Below are 17,502 nucleotides of genomic sequence, written 5' to 3'. Positions count from 1 at the left end.
GGATTTGCAATCCCCGGAAAGCTTCGTTATCAGCATGCCCATTCCTGATCATCTCTGGGTTCGGGATTTCAAATCTCAAAAACACAAGGAATAATGCATCCAATTAACAATGACTTGAAAAAATCCCCCTGACCCCTTTAAAGGGGGATTTCGCTCATGTCGGCTTTTATGTCTGCGCTCCTGATTGACACCTTCCATGCCAGGGTATCACCCTACCTGAGGCATTTGAAATGCCCGCATGATCTTTACAAATTACCATTCTCCAAAAAACCTTTTTGCTTGTAGTTGCTTAGTGTTCTCTCCAACCCGCTCCCCCGGAATTTGTAATTCCATGGTTCAGCGAAAGGGAATTAATAATCCGCTGAAAGACACTGTTTCATAATCTCAAATCCTGTTCACCCGCGGCTTTTGCACTAACCTACCCCCTTATTTCCCTTCGCATAAACAGGTAATACGAAGCTGCAAAGCACATCGTAGTAGCAGCGATCAGTCCACTGAGCTGCGGCCATACGATCATCAGACTGTCCCGCAACGGAAGCGGTGAAGGGATGGCACCGGCCATCTGTTCCATCGTAATCGGCCCCAGGCTCCTTACCGAAGGCATCAACAAGGTGGTGGTCGCATCGGTAAAAAGCTGACTGGGCGAGAGGCGCAACAGATTTAAAACCTGCCGGTTGTAACGGATCACATCCGTTTCTGAAAATTCATTGGCGGCCGGAACAATCAAGTCGATGATGATTTGGTAGAATACGGTAAAAAACAGCCAAATACCGATCGCTGTCAGTGCGGAGGTGGAAGCCTGTTTGAAAATGATCGACAATAAAATGGAAAGCCCCAGCCAAAATCCCACATAAACCGTGCAAAGGATCGTAAAACCAACGATTCGAAACACCTCCTCTGCTTCGATGAGCACACCGGTGATCAGGATGCCCCCACCGATCATCAGTAGCGAGAGCGTCAACAATAAGCTCCCAACCAGTGTCACCGCACTGACAAATTTCGACAAGAGCAAATTATCCCGGTACACGGGCTGCGCCATGATGCGTGTCAAGGTTCCATTTTGCTGCTCGGAGTTGATCGCATCAAAACCAAGGCTGATACCCACAATGGGGCCGAGGAAATTCAGAAACACATGGAACGGTGGCAGGGTGCCTTCGGTGGTGGTAAGCAACTTCAGGTACAGGAAAAACCGGTCCGGGTCCTTTACATTGTTCACCACCTCGCGGATATTACCCAGAGCCACCGATATGCTGCCCCAGAATGTCAGGAGAATGAGCAGCAGCAGTACCAAAAACCGCCAGCTACGAATATGACCGGCTATTTCTTTTCGTACCATCACCCAAAAGGGATGGGGACGAGTTTCTGTAGATGTAGAAGAATGACTTTCAAATAGATCCCTGATTGCTTTCATTGACTGCTATTTTAAGTTTAATTTCTCTCAAAATACCTTTCGTAAATTTCCTCCAATCCATACTCCTTCTTTTGGACACCGGAAACCTCATAGCCTTTGTGAACAAAGAACCGAACGATATCGGGGGTCAGGTCTTTACTGCTCGTTATCCCGATAAGTTGATCTTGTACCCTGACACTTTGAACAGCCTCCAGTTGAAGCATCTCCGCCTCATCCTTCCAGGGAAGGTCGACGACATTTGCCAGGCTGACATGGACCTCGTACGATTTTTCAGCAAAAATCCGGTTTGAAAGCGTATCGATGGTGCCTTCAGCCAGCAGTTCTCCCTTGACAAAGATGCCTACCCGGTCACAAACCTGCTGCACCTGATGGAGGTGGTGGGACGAAAGCAATACAGTAAGCCCCTTCTCACGGCTCAGGCGCAAAATGAGCGTCAGGAATTCCTTCACCCCGCTTGGATCGATTCCCAAGGTGGGTTCATCCAAAATAATGACCTCCGGATCTTTGATCAGCACTTCTGCCAGGCCCAGGCGCTGCTTCATTCCCCTGGAATAGGCCCCTGTCTTTTTGTGGATGGCATCTCCGGACAGCCCTACCAAATCCAGGGTAGCAAGGGCTCGGCCCTCCACTTCGGAACCTGGGATTCCATTCAGTTCTCCCACGTACATCAGGTTTTCGAGGGCCGTCATTGTATCGTAAAAGCCGACACTATCCGGCATATACCCTACAAGCCGCTTGACAGATAGGGGATCCTTGGTGGCATTAAATCCGCAAACATGCGCCGTGCCGGAACTGGGCTCCGTCAGCCCCATCATCATAAGGATGGTCGTCGTCTTTCCGGCTCCATTGGGACCCAGTAATCCAAATATCTCGCCCTTGTTTACCGTAAGATCCAATTCATTCACTGCTTTGAAGCCGCCATACGTCTTTGTCAGGCGCTTCAACTCTATGATTGGGTTAGTCATAACGTTGATTATCTTCTACCAAATTTTCGGATGAGGTAAAAAACGAAACCGATCGCCAGCAAAATCACCAGTATACCCACCCAGCCTGACAACATGGAGGTTTTGACCGTCATTCTGTAGGTAGCGGTACTGGTACTTGAGGCATTCTTGGCAGTAAACTTACTGACATAATCCCCTGCCAGGGTTTTATCGGGGACGGATAGGGTTGCAATCACATCCACGCTCTTTCCGGGATCCAGCTGCTGGATTTCGGAAGGAGAAAAGGTGGCCTGCCAATTGGGTGGGTTCTGTGAAGAAAAGGTAATTTCATTCAGGGCAAGCGAACCGGTGTTTTTGACCTGGAGGAGGATTTCGGCCTTTTCTCCTTCGGTTATTTCACCACTCAGGCGCCCCGTAGGAGTGGTAAGTTCCAGTTCATAGGATCCTTCCACCACCGCTTCCAGCTCAAGAGAAAGTTTCTTATTATCCGCTTCGGCATGAACGGGGAGAACATATTTAGATGGTTCTGCCCCATAGGCCGGTCGAATTTCGATGGTGAGATTTTCCGTTTTCCCAGGCTCTACGTTTAGCGAAGTGACCTGACTGCCCCTGGCCTTGAAGGCGACCCTCCAGCCGTCAGGACCCTCTGCCCTTAGTTCGTATTTTTGGGCTTGTGCAGAACTATTTTTCAGGGTGGCCTGGTAGCGGAAGGTTTCATTGACCGGGGCTTCGATATTGAGGAGACTTGCGGAAAACGAAGATCCATCCCCGGGATCCTGCGCCAGGGCTTTTAAAGGAAGCAGGGATACAAAAACAATAACTAATAATGTAAACAAACAATCCAACCCCTGCTTGGAGCTCTTTTTGCTAAAATTACCTACTGTGTTCATATAAATAAGTGAAATTATGAATTAAACTACTAACGTAAAATCATACCCTATTTACCTTGAGATAACTTCAAGAATTGCGGTAACAATTTTATGAGAGAAGCAGAATTTACACAAGACCCCAACCAAGAAATTAACATTTTTTAACAAATCCACAAACCACCAAATCATCCATAACCGGCATCGGTCCCTGAGCCTGTCGAAGGGAGCAATCTGATCCGGAGCGGAAAGGCCAATCCTCCGTAGATAGCAAATAGAAAACGAGTAACGCAAACCTTCACCCACAGCCTGCCGCAGGTGCGACGAGTGATACCATCATTTTTTATCCTAAAACGCACCCTCGCAGTGATGCCAGAACCCGTCATTGCGAGAATTAACTTTTATTAAATGTAGAAATCGGGATGACGGTATTTATTTTTACCTATCTAAAAATCAAAATGTTATAAAAATAAAGAGTGATATCAAATCACCTCCCCCCAACCCCCTCCTGTTTTCAGGAGGGGGAGACAGGGGGTGGTAAAAATACGTCATCGGTAGCCCGCGAAGCAATCTGATCCGGAGCGGGAACGAAAGTCATCCGTAGAAGGCAAATAGAAAACGAGTGGCGCAAACCTTCACCCACAGACTGCCACGGGTGCGACGAGTGATACGATCATTTTTTATCCTAAAACGCACCCTCGCAGTGACGAGACATCATCACATCACCACATCAGCCTATGAATTTCAAGGAAAATAAAAACCACTGGGCCCCCTTCCCACCGGCATTTGGTCTATCAGCTCTCCGGCTGCATCGACACGCAGTACCGATCCGTTTCCCTGCCAGCCGGCATGCTCTCCTATAAAAAGGTTTTGCGTTGCCGCATCGTATCCCAATCCATAAAAATTATTTCCTGAATAAAAATGCTCCTCCAAAACCGCACCGGTACTCAGGGACAGCCTGACCACCACATCTTCATTGGCCTGGTTGCTAATGACAAATAGTTCGCCGCTATCGGTAAGGGCAAAATTGCCATTATAAATGCTGTTCTCAACCCCAAAGGTTGTTGTTTCCTCCACCTCAAAACTTACCGGATCTAGCCGGTGCACATAAACGTTTTCGGCATCGTTGGCATACAGATAGGTTTGGTTGGCGTAATTGAAGAAATAAAAAGGCGTGCCGCTTACCGGTACCGTCTTTTCCACGGTTTCAGTTTCAGGGTTTAATACCGAAATCAGCTGCTCCTGCTGGGAGGCTACCAAAATCCGGTTCCCAAGGAGTGTCATTCCTTCCGGTCTGGAGGAAATAGCGATTTTATTGGCGACTGATCCGCCCTGCAGGTCATTGACCACGGCGATAAACGAATCCGGATTGTTCCAGGCTTCGTCGTAGGCACCCCAATCGCTGATAAATAACTTTCCATCCGTAGCCACCAGGGTACGGGAGTTGAGCAGCTCTCCTTCTATCGCTCCCACGCTCATAAAATCAGATGATCGGACGATTTCCACCTTCCCGGTATTGGCCACCAGGTAGCTGTACCCATCGAATACATGCATGTTTTGGATCAAACCGGCAAAGGGCCTGCCATTGGCTTTTTCGAATATATTTTCCTCCAACTCCCCGGAATCTTCATCAAAATGAAAGATCTCTCCATCATTGGCTCCAAAAGCCCCTTCATTGATGACCAACACCCCTTCCTCATAGGCCCCTTGAGGGAGTTCTACAGGATCTGTCCCGCAGGAAAACAACAGGAAAATCGACAATAAATAACTGGCAAGGTGTAGCTTTTTCATATAACTAGGTTTATATTAAATTGAAAATTCCGGCCCGGCATGGGCCTTAAACGCAAAATCTGATAGGCCTGGTCAAAAATATTGTGAGCATCAAGACCCATATTCCCCATTAACCAGGTAGAAAACTTGAAATCGTAGTGTACCCCAGCTCCCCATAAGGTAAATGCCGGCAGGGAGCTGCGGTTGTCCGTAGTTACATACCTTTCACCGGTTTGCTGTCCCCGTATAAAAAGCGAAAGGGGACCATTTCCGGCATCCAATTGCAGCTGAACCTTGTGCTCAGGCACATAGGGCAAACGTTTGCCTATATTTTGTACCTGCTCATCATATTGGATGACAGGGCGTGTAAACGCATACTCCAGATCCAGGCCCCATTTCCAATTTCCTCTTTCCCATTCGCTTTCAAAGAAATATTCCAGTCCCTGATTGACTACCTTGCGGACATTTTCAGGAGTCCAGATCGTACCCTTTGGCAGCCAGATGATCCATTGGTCCACCGCCATGTGAAAATAGGCAAGCCTGTTTTTGATATGAATGCCAGAGTGGCTCAGCGAATGGTTCAGGCCTGCTTCCCGGCTCCAGCTTTGCTCGGGTAGCAGGTCCGGATTGCCACTGGGTACCCAATACCGGTCGTTTAAAGTGGGCACCTTAAAGCTCCGGGACAGGTTTGCTGTCAATTCCCATTCATGGTTCTGATTTTCAAAAAAGCCCCAGGAGGCACCCAGACCTGGAGTAAAGGGAACCCGTTCGCCATCATGGATCAACTGCCGAACCTGCAAGGAAAAACCCAGCTGGGGCAGGGGCTTGTAATTTGTGGCCTGATACAATTCCAACCGTTGTTCCTCCTGGCGGTAGCTGGCCAGCTTTCCATCGATATGGGTCAGACGGATCCCGGTCCGGCTCTGCCATTTGGCGGAATGCTCCCAATCCACTTCTGCACCCAGCAGGGCCAGAAGGGTTTGGTTTTCCTCCTGGTTGAACTTCATAAAATCCCTTACCAAACCGGCTTTCATGTTCCAGCTGGCTTTTTCTCCCCGCCTGTAATAATCCACCACTCCCCTGATATTCCAATCCAGCTGCTGATCCCGCTCCGGAGAGCCGAGCAGGGGTTGGATCTCCCTATTGATCTCATTGAGCCAGAAAGAGGCTTCTATGGACTGCTCCGGGTTCAGTTTGACTGCCAGATCCTGTGCCCAGCCCGTTTGGGTGACTTCGGCATGGTCCTGCACCCTTTCGGGCGTGCCTGCGCTGGCCCAGTCCCTGTAGGGAAAGCGGTTGGCTGCAAAATTTCTGTAAACCCTTGTTTTGAAGGAAAAAGCATCTCCCCCATACCTGTGGCTCAGCTCCTGATCCCAGCGGCCAAAACTCCCCAGACGGGTATTGATGGTGGTTTCATGGCCTTTTTCGAATGAAGGACTGTTGCTCAGGTGGATGGCTCCACCGATAGCATCTGTGCCATAGAGGGCACCTGAACTACCGTAATGGACGGACACCTGGTCAAATCCGGACAGAGAGAAGATCGAATAATCGGCTTGGCCGAGGGAGGGACTATTTACCGGCAAACCATTCCAGAAAAGGGCATTATGACCTGCTGAAGTACCCCTCATGCTGACAGAAGCGAGCATGCCAGGGCCGTATTGCCGGACAAATAAACCTGTATTTTGCTGTAAGGCCTCACCCAGGCTCATTCCAGACATTTGGGCCAGCTGCGCCTTGTCCAGGGTTCTGACCCACTGCCCGTAGGCATATTTTTGCAGCTGTTCGGCACGAATTTCCACAGGCTCAAGATCTACCGTGTCCTGCAAAAATTTTACCGGTGACGCTGCCAGGGAAATTCCGGAAAACAAAGTAAATACGAACCCAAAGTAGTATAGCATCCTGAACCAAATAATAAAGTCTTATTTATTCGAGGCATGCATCGGAAATTAAAGAGAGAAACGGCTTGCTTCCAAAGATTAAAGCAAAGTCACTCCAGCCTGAGCGCTGCAGAAACCTGACCATCCAATTGGAAAAAACCCTTCTTCTCCGCCTTTCACCCGAAAGCCTTGAATGTAAAGAATAATGGCAGGTCTCCTGACTTCCCTTCGTTGATCCGCCTTCTCATCCCCTCTCCGGGGACAATGGCAAAGGATGGACAAACGCTCCTCCACAAAAGGGAGGCAGGGGTTACAGTTGCGGGGACAGTTCCGGATTCTCACCGAATTCCCTATTAATCCTGAGTGCCTGGTACAGGTTCAGGAACCACAATTCGATACAAACATACTGTAAAATCCCCAATCAAAAAATTTATGCAAAAAAATAAGGTGTTGGATTTGGGAAACACAATGGTTTACTTTGGATTCAAATTAAGGTCACAGATGTCCCCTTTCAAACCAGGATCCGTTTTCAACCCTTTCATTATCTTGCTCTGGGCAATGTTTGCTGCCTGTAACGAAAAGCAGGCTGCAACCGATCTCTCCTCCCTGGAAAAAATCCCAATGGCTTATGCGGAGGGATTTGCCATCTACAAGGGATCAGGTTTTTACCTGTTGGAAATCGGACCCAACCGGCCAAACAAAAGCCGCTTTCTGGTCCATAAATCGGGGAAGGAAAACATGGCATTTGCCGGCGAAATCGACGGATACATCCCCGAAGGTGGCCGGAAAGTCATCCTTACAGCTACCCCACAACTCCCTCACCTGACCTACCTGAAGGCCGTAGAGCACCTGGTAGCCTTCCCCAATCTGGACCTGGTATCCTCCCCGGAAATCAGGGAAAGCATTGACGGAAAGAAAATTGCGGACCTGGGAAAGGGAGCCTCCCCTGATCTGGAAAAAATCGTTTCCCTGGATCCCGATTGGCTCATGGTTTCGGACTTCGGTTCAGCCGCCCAATTGGAGGAGCGCCTGCAGGCGGCAAATATTCCCGTCATTGTCAATGGTGAGTTCCTGGAAAAACATCCCCTGGGCAGGAGCGAATGGATCAAACTGAGCGGGGTACTTTTGGGCAAAACGGCGCTGGCAGATAGTGTTTTTGCTCAAATTGAACAAAATTACCTGGCCGCCCTGGCCAAAACCAGAGATATTCCGGCAGGGGAACGACCATCCGTACTTTCAGGAACGCTTTATAAGGATGTCTGGTATGCTCCTGCCAAAGACAGCTGGGCGGCCCGGATTATTCAGGATGCGGGAGGGCATTACCTCTTTGATGAACAGGATGGGACCGGGAGTCTGACCCTGAACTATGAATTCGTGTTGGAAAATGCACGGGATGCGAATTACTGGATTGGAGCTGCTGATTTTCGAAGTCTGGACCATATGCTGGCTGAAAATCCCAAATACGGCAATTTTGCAGCTTTGAAAAATAAACAGGTTTATACCTATACACTAAAGCAAGGGGAAACCGGAGGGCTGATGTACTTTGAAGAGGGCTACCTTCGGCCGGACTGGGTACTGCTGGACATGATCAAAATCCTGCACCCCTCAAAGGCGGCGACCCATGACTTTCAATATTTCCAGCCATTGGATGAATAAACTCAAGTCATACAAGCTACTGCTCAGCCTGCTACTTTGCATGATTTTATGGCTGATCAACCTGAGCCTGGGATCGGTATCCATTCCGGTGGACCACCTGCTGCAAAGACTCTTAGGGATCCCCTTTCCTTCGGACAGTTGGGAAATCATCGTCATGGAATACCGCCTTCCCAAATCCCTTACGGCCATATTGGCCGGGATAGGGCTAACCATCAGTGGCTTGCAAATGCAAACTTTCTTCAGAAACCCCCTTGCCGGGCCCTATGTGCTGGGTATCAGTTCAGGGGCCGGATTAGGGGTGGCCCTGCTATCCATGGCAGGTTCGGCATTTGGCTGGCAATTTCTGGCCGGATCCGGAAATTACTGGTCGGCCATCATAGCAGCCAGCCTGGGTTCCATCGCCGTTCTGGTGATGATGGGGCTGGCAGCATGGAAAGTGCGGGACAGCATGACTTTACTGATTGTAGGCCTGATGTTTGGCAGTGCGGCCTCTTCCCTGATCACTTTGCTGGCTTATTTCAGTGCGGCCGAAGAATTAAAAATGTTTACCATCTGGTCCATGGGCAATTTGGGAAATACCGGTTGGGAGAAATTGGGCTTGCTTTCCGGAGCGGTACTGCTGGGGCTGGTACCTGCCCTGGCTTCTGTTAAGGCCTACAATGCCATGCTTCTGGGAGAAAACTATGCGGTCAGCATGGGCATCAATTTTCAACGATTGCGTTGGTCCATGATCGTGAGTACAGGGATCTTAACGGGAAGCATCACAGCCTTTTGTGGTCCCATAGCATTTATTGGAATAGCAGTTCCCCATTTGACCAGGTTGTTGTTCAAAACCAACAACCATACCTTGCTTTTCCCGGCAGCAGCCCTTTTGGGAATATTGGTATTGCTGGTTTGTGACAGCATCAGCCAGTTGCCCGGTATGGCCACCAGCCTGCCTATCAATGCGGTGACCACGGCTTTTGGTGCTCCTCTCATCATCTGGCTGATCATGAGAAGGAATTTTAGCGAGGAGTTTTAATTTTACTGGCGATGGATGGAAAAGATAAAATGACTGCAGCCAATTTCCCCGCTATCCATGCCGAAGAGCTGGAATTGGGTTACCGTTCTGCACAAGGCCTTAATCTGCTGGCCTCCGGTGTTTCCTTTGACCTGCATCGGGGGGAACTTACCTGCCTGATGGGACCCAATGGGGTCGGTAAGTCCACCTTGCTAAAAGCCATCCTCCACCAGCACCCACCCTTAAAAGGGAGTATTTTTCTGGAAAATGAAGAGGTGAGGCAGCTGAGCGACAGGGAGCGCGCCAGAAAGGTGGCTGTGGTGCTTACAGAAAAGATCCCTGCCGGTGCCATGACCGTCCATGAACTGGTGGCTTTAGGCAGGGTGCCGCATACCGGTTGGTGGGGACAGCTCAGTCCACAGGATCGGTCCGTGGTAAAACGAGTCATGGACATTACCAGAATCACCCAGCTGGCCGGTAAAAAACTGGCTGCCCTCAGTGATGGCCAAAGGCAGACAGCACTGATTGCCCGGGCCCTGGCCCAGGATAGTCCCATCCTGATCCTGGACGAACCTACCGCCCACCTGGACCTGACTAACCGCTTTGAAATCATGTATTTACTGCGGGACCTGGCCAAAAAAGCCGGCAAGGCCATCCTGGTGGTCACCCATGATTTGGAAGTGGCCATGGAAACAGCAGATACCCTTTGGTTGATGGAAGCCGGCAAAGCCCTGCAGCAAGGAAGTCCCGAGGACCTCATGATACAGGGAGGTATCCAAAGCCTGTTGCCGGGCGACAAGTGGCAGATAGACCCGGAATCGGGCAAAATCAGGCTTAAAGACCCCCCAAATCTCCCTCAGATAGAGGGACCGATTCATTTGAGCCATTGGATCAGGAATGTTTTTAGAAAAAATCCTGAATTGACCCGGCCTGAAAGAATTGTGGTAAGGGATCAGCCTTTCGGTATCCGTCTTTTTTTTGCGGATCGAACAGAAGAGCTCAATGGTATTGCTGAAATGATCAGGTTTTTGCAGCAGTGAAGGCTGTAAAAATAGGGATCACTTTCAAAAATAATAAATTTTTTTATTACATTTATTCTCAATTTATCATTCGTTAGAAAACAACACCACCTATATTTAATTCCATTGATCTCGAATTTTCAGTCTTTTAATCAATATTGATTGGACTGAATATTATGACGGCGATTGCGCTGTGCCTGAATGAAGTTAAATTATACAATACCCAAAAAAACCCAGTAAAATGTCCAGATTAGTAAAAATTATCCTCATTTCAGTATCCTTCATTGTGTTATTACTGATTAGCGGCCTGGTCTATGTGTCTACAGCTTTGCCTGATGTGGGACCTGCACCTGAAAATCTCAAGGTGACGGTCAGTCCGGAAAAAATTGAACGGGGCAAGTACCTGGCCAATCATGTCATGCTTTGTATCGATTGTCATTCCCAAAGGGACTTCAGCTTGTTTAGTGCGCCCCCCATACCCGGGACGGAAGCCAAAGGAGGCGAACGGTTTGACCATAGCATGGGCTTCCCGGGTGTATTTATCTCGCCCAACATTACCCCGGCAGGTATAGGGGATTATACTGATGGAGAGTTGTTTAGACTGATTACCACAGGTGTCAAAAAAGACGGAAATCCCATTTTTCCGGTCATGCCTTATGCCAGTTATGGCAAGATGGATGCAGAAGATATAGAAGCCGTCATTGCCTACATCCGCAGCCTGGAGCCCAAGCCCTCTGAAAAGCAGGTATCCAAAGCAGACTTTCCGGTAAATCTGATCATGCGCACCATGCCTGTAAAAGCTGAATTATCGAAAAAACCCTCTCCTGAGGACGCCATCGCTTATGGCAAATACCTTACCACTGCATCCGCCTGTGCAGACTGCCATACCCAATTTGAAAACGGAGCCTACACCGGTGAGCCCCTTGCCGGAGGGCGGAAGTTTATGTTTCCTGATGGTAGTGTCCTGAGCTCCGCCAATCTTACCCCTCATGAAACAGGACTAAAAAACTGGAGCAAATCTCAATTTATTGAACAATTCAAAGCCTACGAAAACAGCCAGCATATCAGGAAATTGAATCCCGGAGAAATGCAGACCATCATGCCTTGGGCCATGTATGCCGGCATGAGCCGGGAAGACCTGGGAGCCATCTACGACTACCTGCAAAGCCTGGAGCCGGTAGAGAACGCCGTTACGAAATTTATCGCCAGTGAGCATTCATAAGCCCCTGGATGCCCCTCCGTCTATGGGAATACTGGCTCCATTGATATAGGCTGCTTGTGGGGAGGCCAGAAAAGCAAGCAAATACCCGTATTCTTCAGGTTTTCCAAACCTGCCTGCGGGAATGGCTGCCTTTCTGGCTTCCATCAGTTCTTCCAGGGATTTTCCACTGCCTGGCACCTGCTTTTCCGTCAGCTCCCGGATCCTTTCCGTTTCGAATGCCCCGGTAAGGATGGAATTTACAGTCAAGCCAAATGGAGTCACTGCTGTTGCCAGGGATTTGGCCCAGCTCACTACTGCCGTCCGAATGCTGTTTGAAAGGACCAGGTTGGGCATGGGCTCCTTAACAGACACGGAAGAAACATTTAAAATCCTTCCATAGCCCTGCTTTTTCATCCCTTCCAGCAGGAGGTGAGTGAGGTGATGGTAGGTTTTAAAAAGCAGGTCAAAAGCTTCCTGATAGGCCTCCAGGTTTTTTTCTTCCACCGTTCCCGCCTGGGGACCATTGGTATTGTTGACCAGGATGTCCACTTTTTTATCCTTAAAATACTGGCTGGTACGATCCCTGAAGGAATTGAAATCTGAAAAATCAACTTCCAGGTATTGATGCTTTTGTCCGGCCTGTACCGGTAGGGAGTCTCTGGCCGCTGCCAACTTTTCCTTGTTTCTGGCCAGAAGGGTAATGGTCGCCCCACTTTTTGCCAGTTGCCGGGCAATGGCCAGGCCCAATCCCCGGGTGGCTCCGCCCACTACGGCATGGTAGCCTGTTAAGTCAATAATCATAGGTAGAAGTTTTCATCTGTTTATAATTTGATTTTTAATGGTCAGATGGAATCTTTGACGATTAAAATAATCATTGCCCTGTGTGTTTAATGATGATTTTAATCGTGTCGATTTCATGGCAGGTGCTATTCATTTTGATCCCTGAAAATAAAGCATACCCTTCACTTGGCCAAAAATCCAGGAGAACAAATTGTAAGGGAAATAATCAACAAAGCCTATAATTTTTATAGGCTTTGTTGGAAGTTGTTGAAAAATAATATTTATATTTGTCCTACTAATTATTGGCATGACATACGAGCAATTTAGCAGGTATTCCTTTTTGCTGGACAGGACCGCAAGGAAGGTCAAACAATATGCCCAGCAAAAGTTTAAAGTTAAGGAATTTGACATCACGGTAGATCAGTGGCTGGTCATGAAAAATCTGGATGAGAAAGAGAAGCTCAGCCAGACAGAGTTGGCTCATCTTGTTTTCAAAGACCACCCGACATTGACCAGGATAGTGGATATCCTTTGTAAGAAAGGGTATGTAGAAAGAATTCAACATCCGGAGGACAGGAGAAGCTATCAGTTACATTTGACAGCAGCGGGGAAAGACAAGGTAGCTGCACTAAAGCCTCAAATAGCCCTGATCCGGCAGAAGGCCTGGGAAAATTTAAATGAGAAAGATTTTGAAGAATTTAAGCGGATCCTTAATACCATTTACAGCAACCTGGCAGAATAAATTTGCCAATTATTTATAATAGTTGTTATACTAACTATATTTGTACAAACAATCGAATCCCCATGGGGTTCAACCATAAAAATCGAATAATACCATGATTACTACTGACATTTGTATTATAGGAGCAGGCCCGGTGGGTTTGTTTGCCGTATTTGAAGCTGGTTTATTGAAAATGCGTTGCCATTTGATAGATGCCTTGCCTCAGGTAGGAGGTCAGCTTTCTGAGATTTACCCTCAGAAGCCCATTTATGATATTCCCGGCTATCCTGAGGTAAAGGCTCAGGAGTTGGTAGACAAGCTCATGGAACAGATCAAACCCTTTACCCCAACATTCTCACTGGGAGAACGGGTAGATCACCTTAGCAAACAGGCCGATGGCTCTTACATCCTTACCACCAATGACAAAACGCAGATCCATGCGCAGGTAGTGGTCATCGCAGGAGGTCTGGGTTGTTTTGAACCCAGAAAACCGGTACTTGAAAATTTGGAAACTTTTGAGGGCAAGGGAGTATCTTACATGGTAAAAAATCCTGAGCAGTTTCGGGACAAGCGGGTCATTCTTGCCGGAGGCGGTGATTCAGCCCTGGATTGGGCCATCTACCTTTCCGATATAGCACAGCGGGTCACCCTGGTACACAGAAACGAAACCTTCAGGGGTGCACCAGATTCCGCTTCAAAGGTATTTAACCTGGCTAACGAGGGGAAAATTGACTTGATTTTATCTGCCAATCTGAAAGAATTGGGTGGAAACGGCCACCTGGCATCTGTTCTTCTGGAGGACAAAGCCAAAGCTAAAATAAAGATTGACACCGATTATTTAATCCCGCTCTTTGGCCTTAGCCCCAAACTTGGACCGATTGCCGACTGGGGGCTGACCGTAGATCGCAATGCCATTGAAGTGGATACCAGAGATTATTCCACCGGTGTGGAAAGGATTTACGCCATTGGTGACATCAATACGTACCCCGGCAAACTGAAGCTGATTTTGTGTGGATTTCACGAAGCAGCCATCATGATGCAGTCTGCCTTTAAATACGTGTATCCTGACAAAAAACTGAGTTTTAAATATACCACTGTAAACGGAGTCAATTCATTTTAATCGTATTTTTAGCAAATGGTAACATTCACTGTAGAAGATCTGGAAGGTAATCGTCAGGACATTGAAGCACCCGATGATATGGGGCTCAGTTTGATGGAAGTTTTAAAAGCCTCTGAGTATCCCGTATTGGCCACTTGTGGTGGCATGGCACTTTGTGCCACCTGTCACGTAGAGATTTTGGCCGGAAAAGCAAGCCTGGGGGAAGCCACCGATGTGGAGTTGGATCAATTGGAAGCACTACCGGAGTTTTACCCTACCAGCAGGTTGGCCTGTCAGATCAGGATCAGTGAAGAGTTGGAGGGTGCTGTCATCAAACTGAGAGGAGAAGACAACTAAACTTTACTAAAAAGGGAGACAGGAGATATTCTGTCTCCCTTTTCTATGGTACTGTTTTATGGGATAGCAAGTCACCCACCACCTTTCTGAATTTATCCTGTTTGACTGGCTTGGTCAGGTAGGCGTTAAAATCATACTCCGGACGGGCTGGCATTTCCCTGTTTATGGCATTGGCAGTAAATCCTATTATAGGGACTTTTTTACCAAAAGCTGATGTCCTGATGGCCCGTAACAATTCATACCCATTCATTTCAGGCATGTGGATGTCGGTGATGACCAAGTCGGGCTTTTCTTTCAGAAAAACTTCCAATGCCTGTTTTCCGTCTTCAGCTTCCAGTACCTGCGCTCCGGGATACATTTTCTCAAAGTATATTTTTACCAACATGCGGTTGACAGCATTGTCTTCCGCCAGCAAAAATTTGAAATGCTTTTGCAGTTTTTGTGCAGGCATTTCGGCTGCTACGGAGGATGGTTTTGGCTTGTTGCCTTTATCCAGGATTTTGACAAGTAATGATTCCAATTTACCTGGTGTCACAGGCTTGTCTATTATCCAGTGACATCCGATTTTTTCATAGGACTCAATGGTTTCCTCCTTATCATGGCTACCTACCAAGGCCACAAAATCAACTTTTTGACCCGATTGGCGGACAATGCGCATCATCTGCTCCATGGCTGCCATGCTATTTTTACCCATTATCTTGTGGTTCAGTAGGACCAGGGATATGTCTTTGTTTTTTTCCAGAACCAGAAATGAATCGTTTACTGAAGTAACGAGTAGGGCTTCCAAGCCAAAAAGGGTGCAATATTTTTTAATAGCCATGCCGGAGGGTTCATTCCCATCTACTATCAATACCTGAGAAAACCCTTTTATTAGCCGTTGCTTATAATTTTGAAAATTCACTTCCAGCTCAAAATAAAAACAGCTGCCAATTCCTTCCTCGCTCCTTATTTGTAACTTACTCTGCATCAGCTGGAGCAGTTTATTGGAGATTGTCAATCCAAGGCCTGTTCCACCAAATTTCTTGGTTGTAGAAGAATCGGCCTGAGAAAAAGCTTCAAAAATCAATTCTTGTTTTTCCTTCGCTATTCCGATACCAGAATCGATTACCGAAAACCTGACTTGTCCCTTATTGCTATTACCAGCAATTGCCTCCCATTCCACTTTCAGGATTACCTCACCTGATTCGGTAAACTTTAATGCATTGTTCAGTAAATTGATCAATACCTGCCTGAGCTTGAGTTCATCCGTCTCAATATTTCCCGGCACATTGGCGTCCAGATCCAAAATCAACTCCAATCCCTTTTGATGTGCCAGGAAACTCAATACATCCAGAATATTTTCGAGGAGTGTATGGAGCGAGATATTTTCCGGGTGAAGCTCGGCCTTGCCCGACTCGATCTTTGCCAGGTCCAATACATCATTGATAAGCCCTAAAAGCACATTGGCCGAATTTAAGGCAGTCTGGGCATACCTCAGCTGCTGTTCATTCAAATTGGTTTTGGTTAGCAATTCTGTGAAGCCTATGACGCCGTTTAGGGGAGTCCTGATTTCGTGGCTCATATTGGCCAGGAACTCACTCTTTGCCTGATTGGCCTCCTCAGCCAGCTCCCTGGATCTTTCTATTTCTATCTGGAAATTCTTTTGCTGGGTAATATCCCTTATGACGAGCAAACTCCCGGCAATCCTTTGGTTCTCGTCCCGCACCAGGGATTTGGTAATCAGGTACCAATGGGAAAAACCATCTACCTGTCTTTTCAATTCATGAATCTGATAGCTATTCCTGTCTGAAAATAGTTGATGGATTTCGGGCCAGCACTTTTTGATTTCCTGAACGGCTATTTTTTCCTGAACACTGCTGACACCAATTAAACTGGCTGCAGATAAATTTAAAGTAACCAGATCTCCCTTGGTATCCAGGACCAGTACCCCTTCCTGCATGTTGTCAAACAGGGTACGGTAGGCAATGGGTACCATCTTGAAAAGGTTGAATTTTTTTAGTCCCAGATAAAAAAAAAGACCCGTCCCCAGGAAACCAAAGGGCATGGGATCCAGGAGTGAAGGGATCATGTCCGCCAAATACAAAACATACAACAGCAAGGGGCTGCACAAACCCAGTATCACCATGATCACCTGCCTGGAATCAGCAGGTGGAATTTCCCTTACTCTCTTGACCAGAAACCAAAGGCTGACAAACAATAAAATCAAGGTATAGCCCTGGTGGAGCCAATAACCGATTCCCTTCCCTGTGTGCATCACCTGAAAAAGACCATTGCCCGTGGTACTAAAAGAAGTATAAAACAAATGGTGCCACTCATTGGTCCACACCCCTAATAAATTTAGCAGGGGAAGGAAAAACAAAGCATACATCAATCTTCTTGTGATCCACCTGTTCCTCTCAGTATAAGCCAGGGTAAACAAAATGACCAGCGGCGCAAAAAATACCGCTCCCAGGTATTGTGCTTTGATCATCAGGATTTTTAAAGAAACAGTAGTCAGAGCCAATTCCAAAACATAGGTAAAGGAATAGGTAAAACAAGCTACCATGATCCAAATGAAGTAGGTATACACCGATTCCTGATCCCTTTTTCTGACAAAAAGGGGAAAGAGTAGGGGCACGATAGCTACTGCCACCATCAAAATCAACAAAAAGGGATATCCGGAAAACGAAAGCATGATCAAAAAACTACCAATTAAAAAGTAAGATAAAAGAATTAAAACATAATTGGTACTTTTATAATAATTATTTACCTGATAGGTATATGTGAATTAATTTTTTATAAATTTTATCATAAACAAAAAG

14 protein-coding genes and 1 riboswitch are annotated in these 17,502 nt (G+C 47.3%); of the genes, 7 read left to right on the top strand and 7 right to left on the bottom strand.

What is annotated here, in order from left to right:
* Nucleotides 1–418 precede the first annotated feature (418 nt).
* The 5 genes from GL182_RS17710 to GL182_RS17690 form a co-directional block, all read right to left on the bottom strand.
* Complete coding sequence (locus GL182_RS17710) at nucleotides 419–1,411, bottom strand: ABC transporter permease (RefSeq protein ID WP_163381123.1); 993 nt, start codon at nucleotides 1,409–1,411, stop codon at nucleotides 419–421.
* Between the two features lie 17 nt (nucleotides 1,412–1,428).
* Nucleotides 1,429–2,376: an ABC transporter ATP-binding protein gene (locus tag GL182_RS17705; RefSeq protein WP_163381122.1), complete on the bottom strand. Its 948-nt coding sequence runs from the start codon at nucleotides 2,374–2,376 to the stop codon at nucleotides 1,429–1,431.
* Between the two features lie 8 nt (nucleotides 2,377–2,384).
* A complete protein-coding gene (locus tag GL182_RS17700) occupies nucleotides 2,385–3,245 on the bottom strand; it encodes an NEW3 domain-containing protein (RefSeq protein ID WP_163381121.1) in 861 nt (286 codons plus the stop codon).
* Nucleotides 3,246–3,965: 720 nt separating this feature from the next.
* Nucleotides 3,966–5,012: a YncE family protein gene (locus tag GL182_RS17695; RefSeq protein ID WP_163381120.1), complete on the bottom strand. Its 1,047-nt coding sequence runs from the start codon at nucleotides 5,010–5,012 to the stop codon at nucleotides 3,966–3,968.
* Nucleotides 5,009–6,889, bottom strand: a complete 1,881-nt coding sequence (locus GL182_RS17690; RefSeq protein ID WP_163381119.1) for a TonB-dependent receptor — start codon at nucleotides 6,887–6,889, stop codon at nucleotides 5,009–5,011. The genes GL182_RS17695 and GL182_RS17690 overlap by 4 nt, the downstream gene beginning before the upstream one ends.
* 168 nt (nucleotides 6,890–7,057) lie before the next feature.
* Nucleotides 7,058–7,273: riboswitch (cobalamin riboswitch) on the bottom strand.
* A gap of 27 nt (nucleotides 7,274–7,300) precedes the next feature.
* Between GL182_RS17690 and GL182_RS17685 the strand changes: the two genes are divergently transcribed.
* From GL182_RS17685 to GL182_RS17670, 4 genes are all read left to right on the top strand, one after another.
* Nucleotides 7,301–8,524 carry an ABC transporter substrate-binding protein gene (locus GL182_RS17685; protein WP_163381118.1) on the top strand — a complete coding sequence of 408 codons (1,224 nt, stop codon included), beginning with the start codon at nucleotides 7,301–7,303 and terminating at the stop codon, nucleotides 8,522–8,524.
* The gene (locus GL182_RS17680; RefSeq protein ID WP_163381249.1) at nucleotides 8,517–9,545 is read left to right on the top strand and encodes an iron ABC transporter permease; all 1,029 of its coding nucleotides are present in this window, start codon (nucleotides 8,517–8,519) and stop codon (nucleotides 9,543–9,545) included. Before GL182_RS17685 ends, GL182_RS17680 begins: the two co-directional genes overlap by 8 nt.
* Before the next feature lie 11 nt (nucleotides 9,546–9,556).
* Nucleotides 9,557–10,564: an ABC transporter ATP-binding protein gene (locus GL182_RS17675; RefSeq protein ID WP_163381117.1), complete on the top strand. Its 1,008-nt coding sequence runs from the start codon at nucleotides 9,557–9,559 to the stop codon at nucleotides 10,562–10,564.
* 220 nt (nucleotides 10,565–10,784) lie between these two features.
* Nucleotides 10,785–11,765 (top strand): c-type cytochrome, encoded by a 981-nt coding sequence (locus GL182_RS17670; RefSeq protein ID WP_163381116.1) that lies wholly within the window; start codon nucleotides 10,785–10,787, stop codon nucleotides 11,763–11,765.
* Here the strand turns inward: GL182_RS17670 and GL182_RS17665 are convergent.
* Complete coding sequence (locus GL182_RS17665) at nucleotides 11,760–12,545, bottom strand: SDR family oxidoreductase (RefSeq protein WP_163381115.1); 786 nt, start codon at nucleotides 12,543–12,545, stop codon at nucleotides 11,760–11,762. The genes GL182_RS17670 and GL182_RS17665 overlap by 6 nt on opposite strands.
* A gap of 286 nt (nucleotides 12,546–12,831) precedes the next feature.
* Here GL182_RS17665 and GL182_RS17660 point away from each other — a divergent pair, with 286 nt between their 5' ends.
* The 3 genes from GL182_RS17660 to GL182_RS17650 all read left to right on the top strand — a co-directional run bounded on the left by GL182_RS17660 (nucleotide 12,832) and on the right by GL182_RS17650 (nucleotide 14,701).
* A complete protein-coding gene (locus tag GL182_RS17660) occupies nucleotides 12,832–13,266 on the top strand; it encodes a MarR family winged helix-turn-helix transcriptional regulator (protein ID WP_163381114.1) in 435 nt (144 codons plus the stop codon).
* Between the two features lie 94 nt (nucleotides 13,267–13,360).
* Complete coding sequence (locus tag GL182_RS17655) at nucleotides 13,361–14,365, top strand: NAD(P)/FAD-dependent oxidoreductase (RefSeq protein ID WP_163381113.1); 1,005 nt, start codon at nucleotides 13,361–13,363, stop codon at nucleotides 14,363–14,365.
* A gap of 15 nt (nucleotides 14,366–14,380) precedes the next feature.
* Complete coding sequence (locus GL182_RS17650) at nucleotides 14,381–14,701, top strand: 2Fe-2S iron-sulfur cluster-binding protein (protein ID WP_163381112.1); 321 nt, start codon at nucleotides 14,381–14,383, stop codon at nucleotides 14,699–14,701.
* Nucleotides 14,702–14,744: 43 nt separating this feature from the next.
* Here GL182_RS17650 and GL182_RS17645 read toward each other — a convergent pair whose 3' ends face one another.
* Complete coding sequence (locus GL182_RS17645) at nucleotides 14,745–17,375, bottom strand: histidine kinase N-terminal 7TM domain-containing protein (protein WP_205603683.1); 2,631 nt, start codon at nucleotides 17,373–17,375, stop codon at nucleotides 14,745–14,747.
* Nucleotides 17,376–17,502: the final 127 nt, after the last annotated feature.

It is taken from the genome of Cyclobacterium sp. SYSU L10401 (assembly GCF_010993705.1).
In the GTDB taxonomy this organism is placed as follows: domain Bacteria; phylum Bacteroidota; class Bacteroidia; order Cytophagales; family Cyclobacteriaceae; genus Cyclobacterium.
This window is presented reverse-complemented; position numbering and strand designations above follow the sequence as displayed.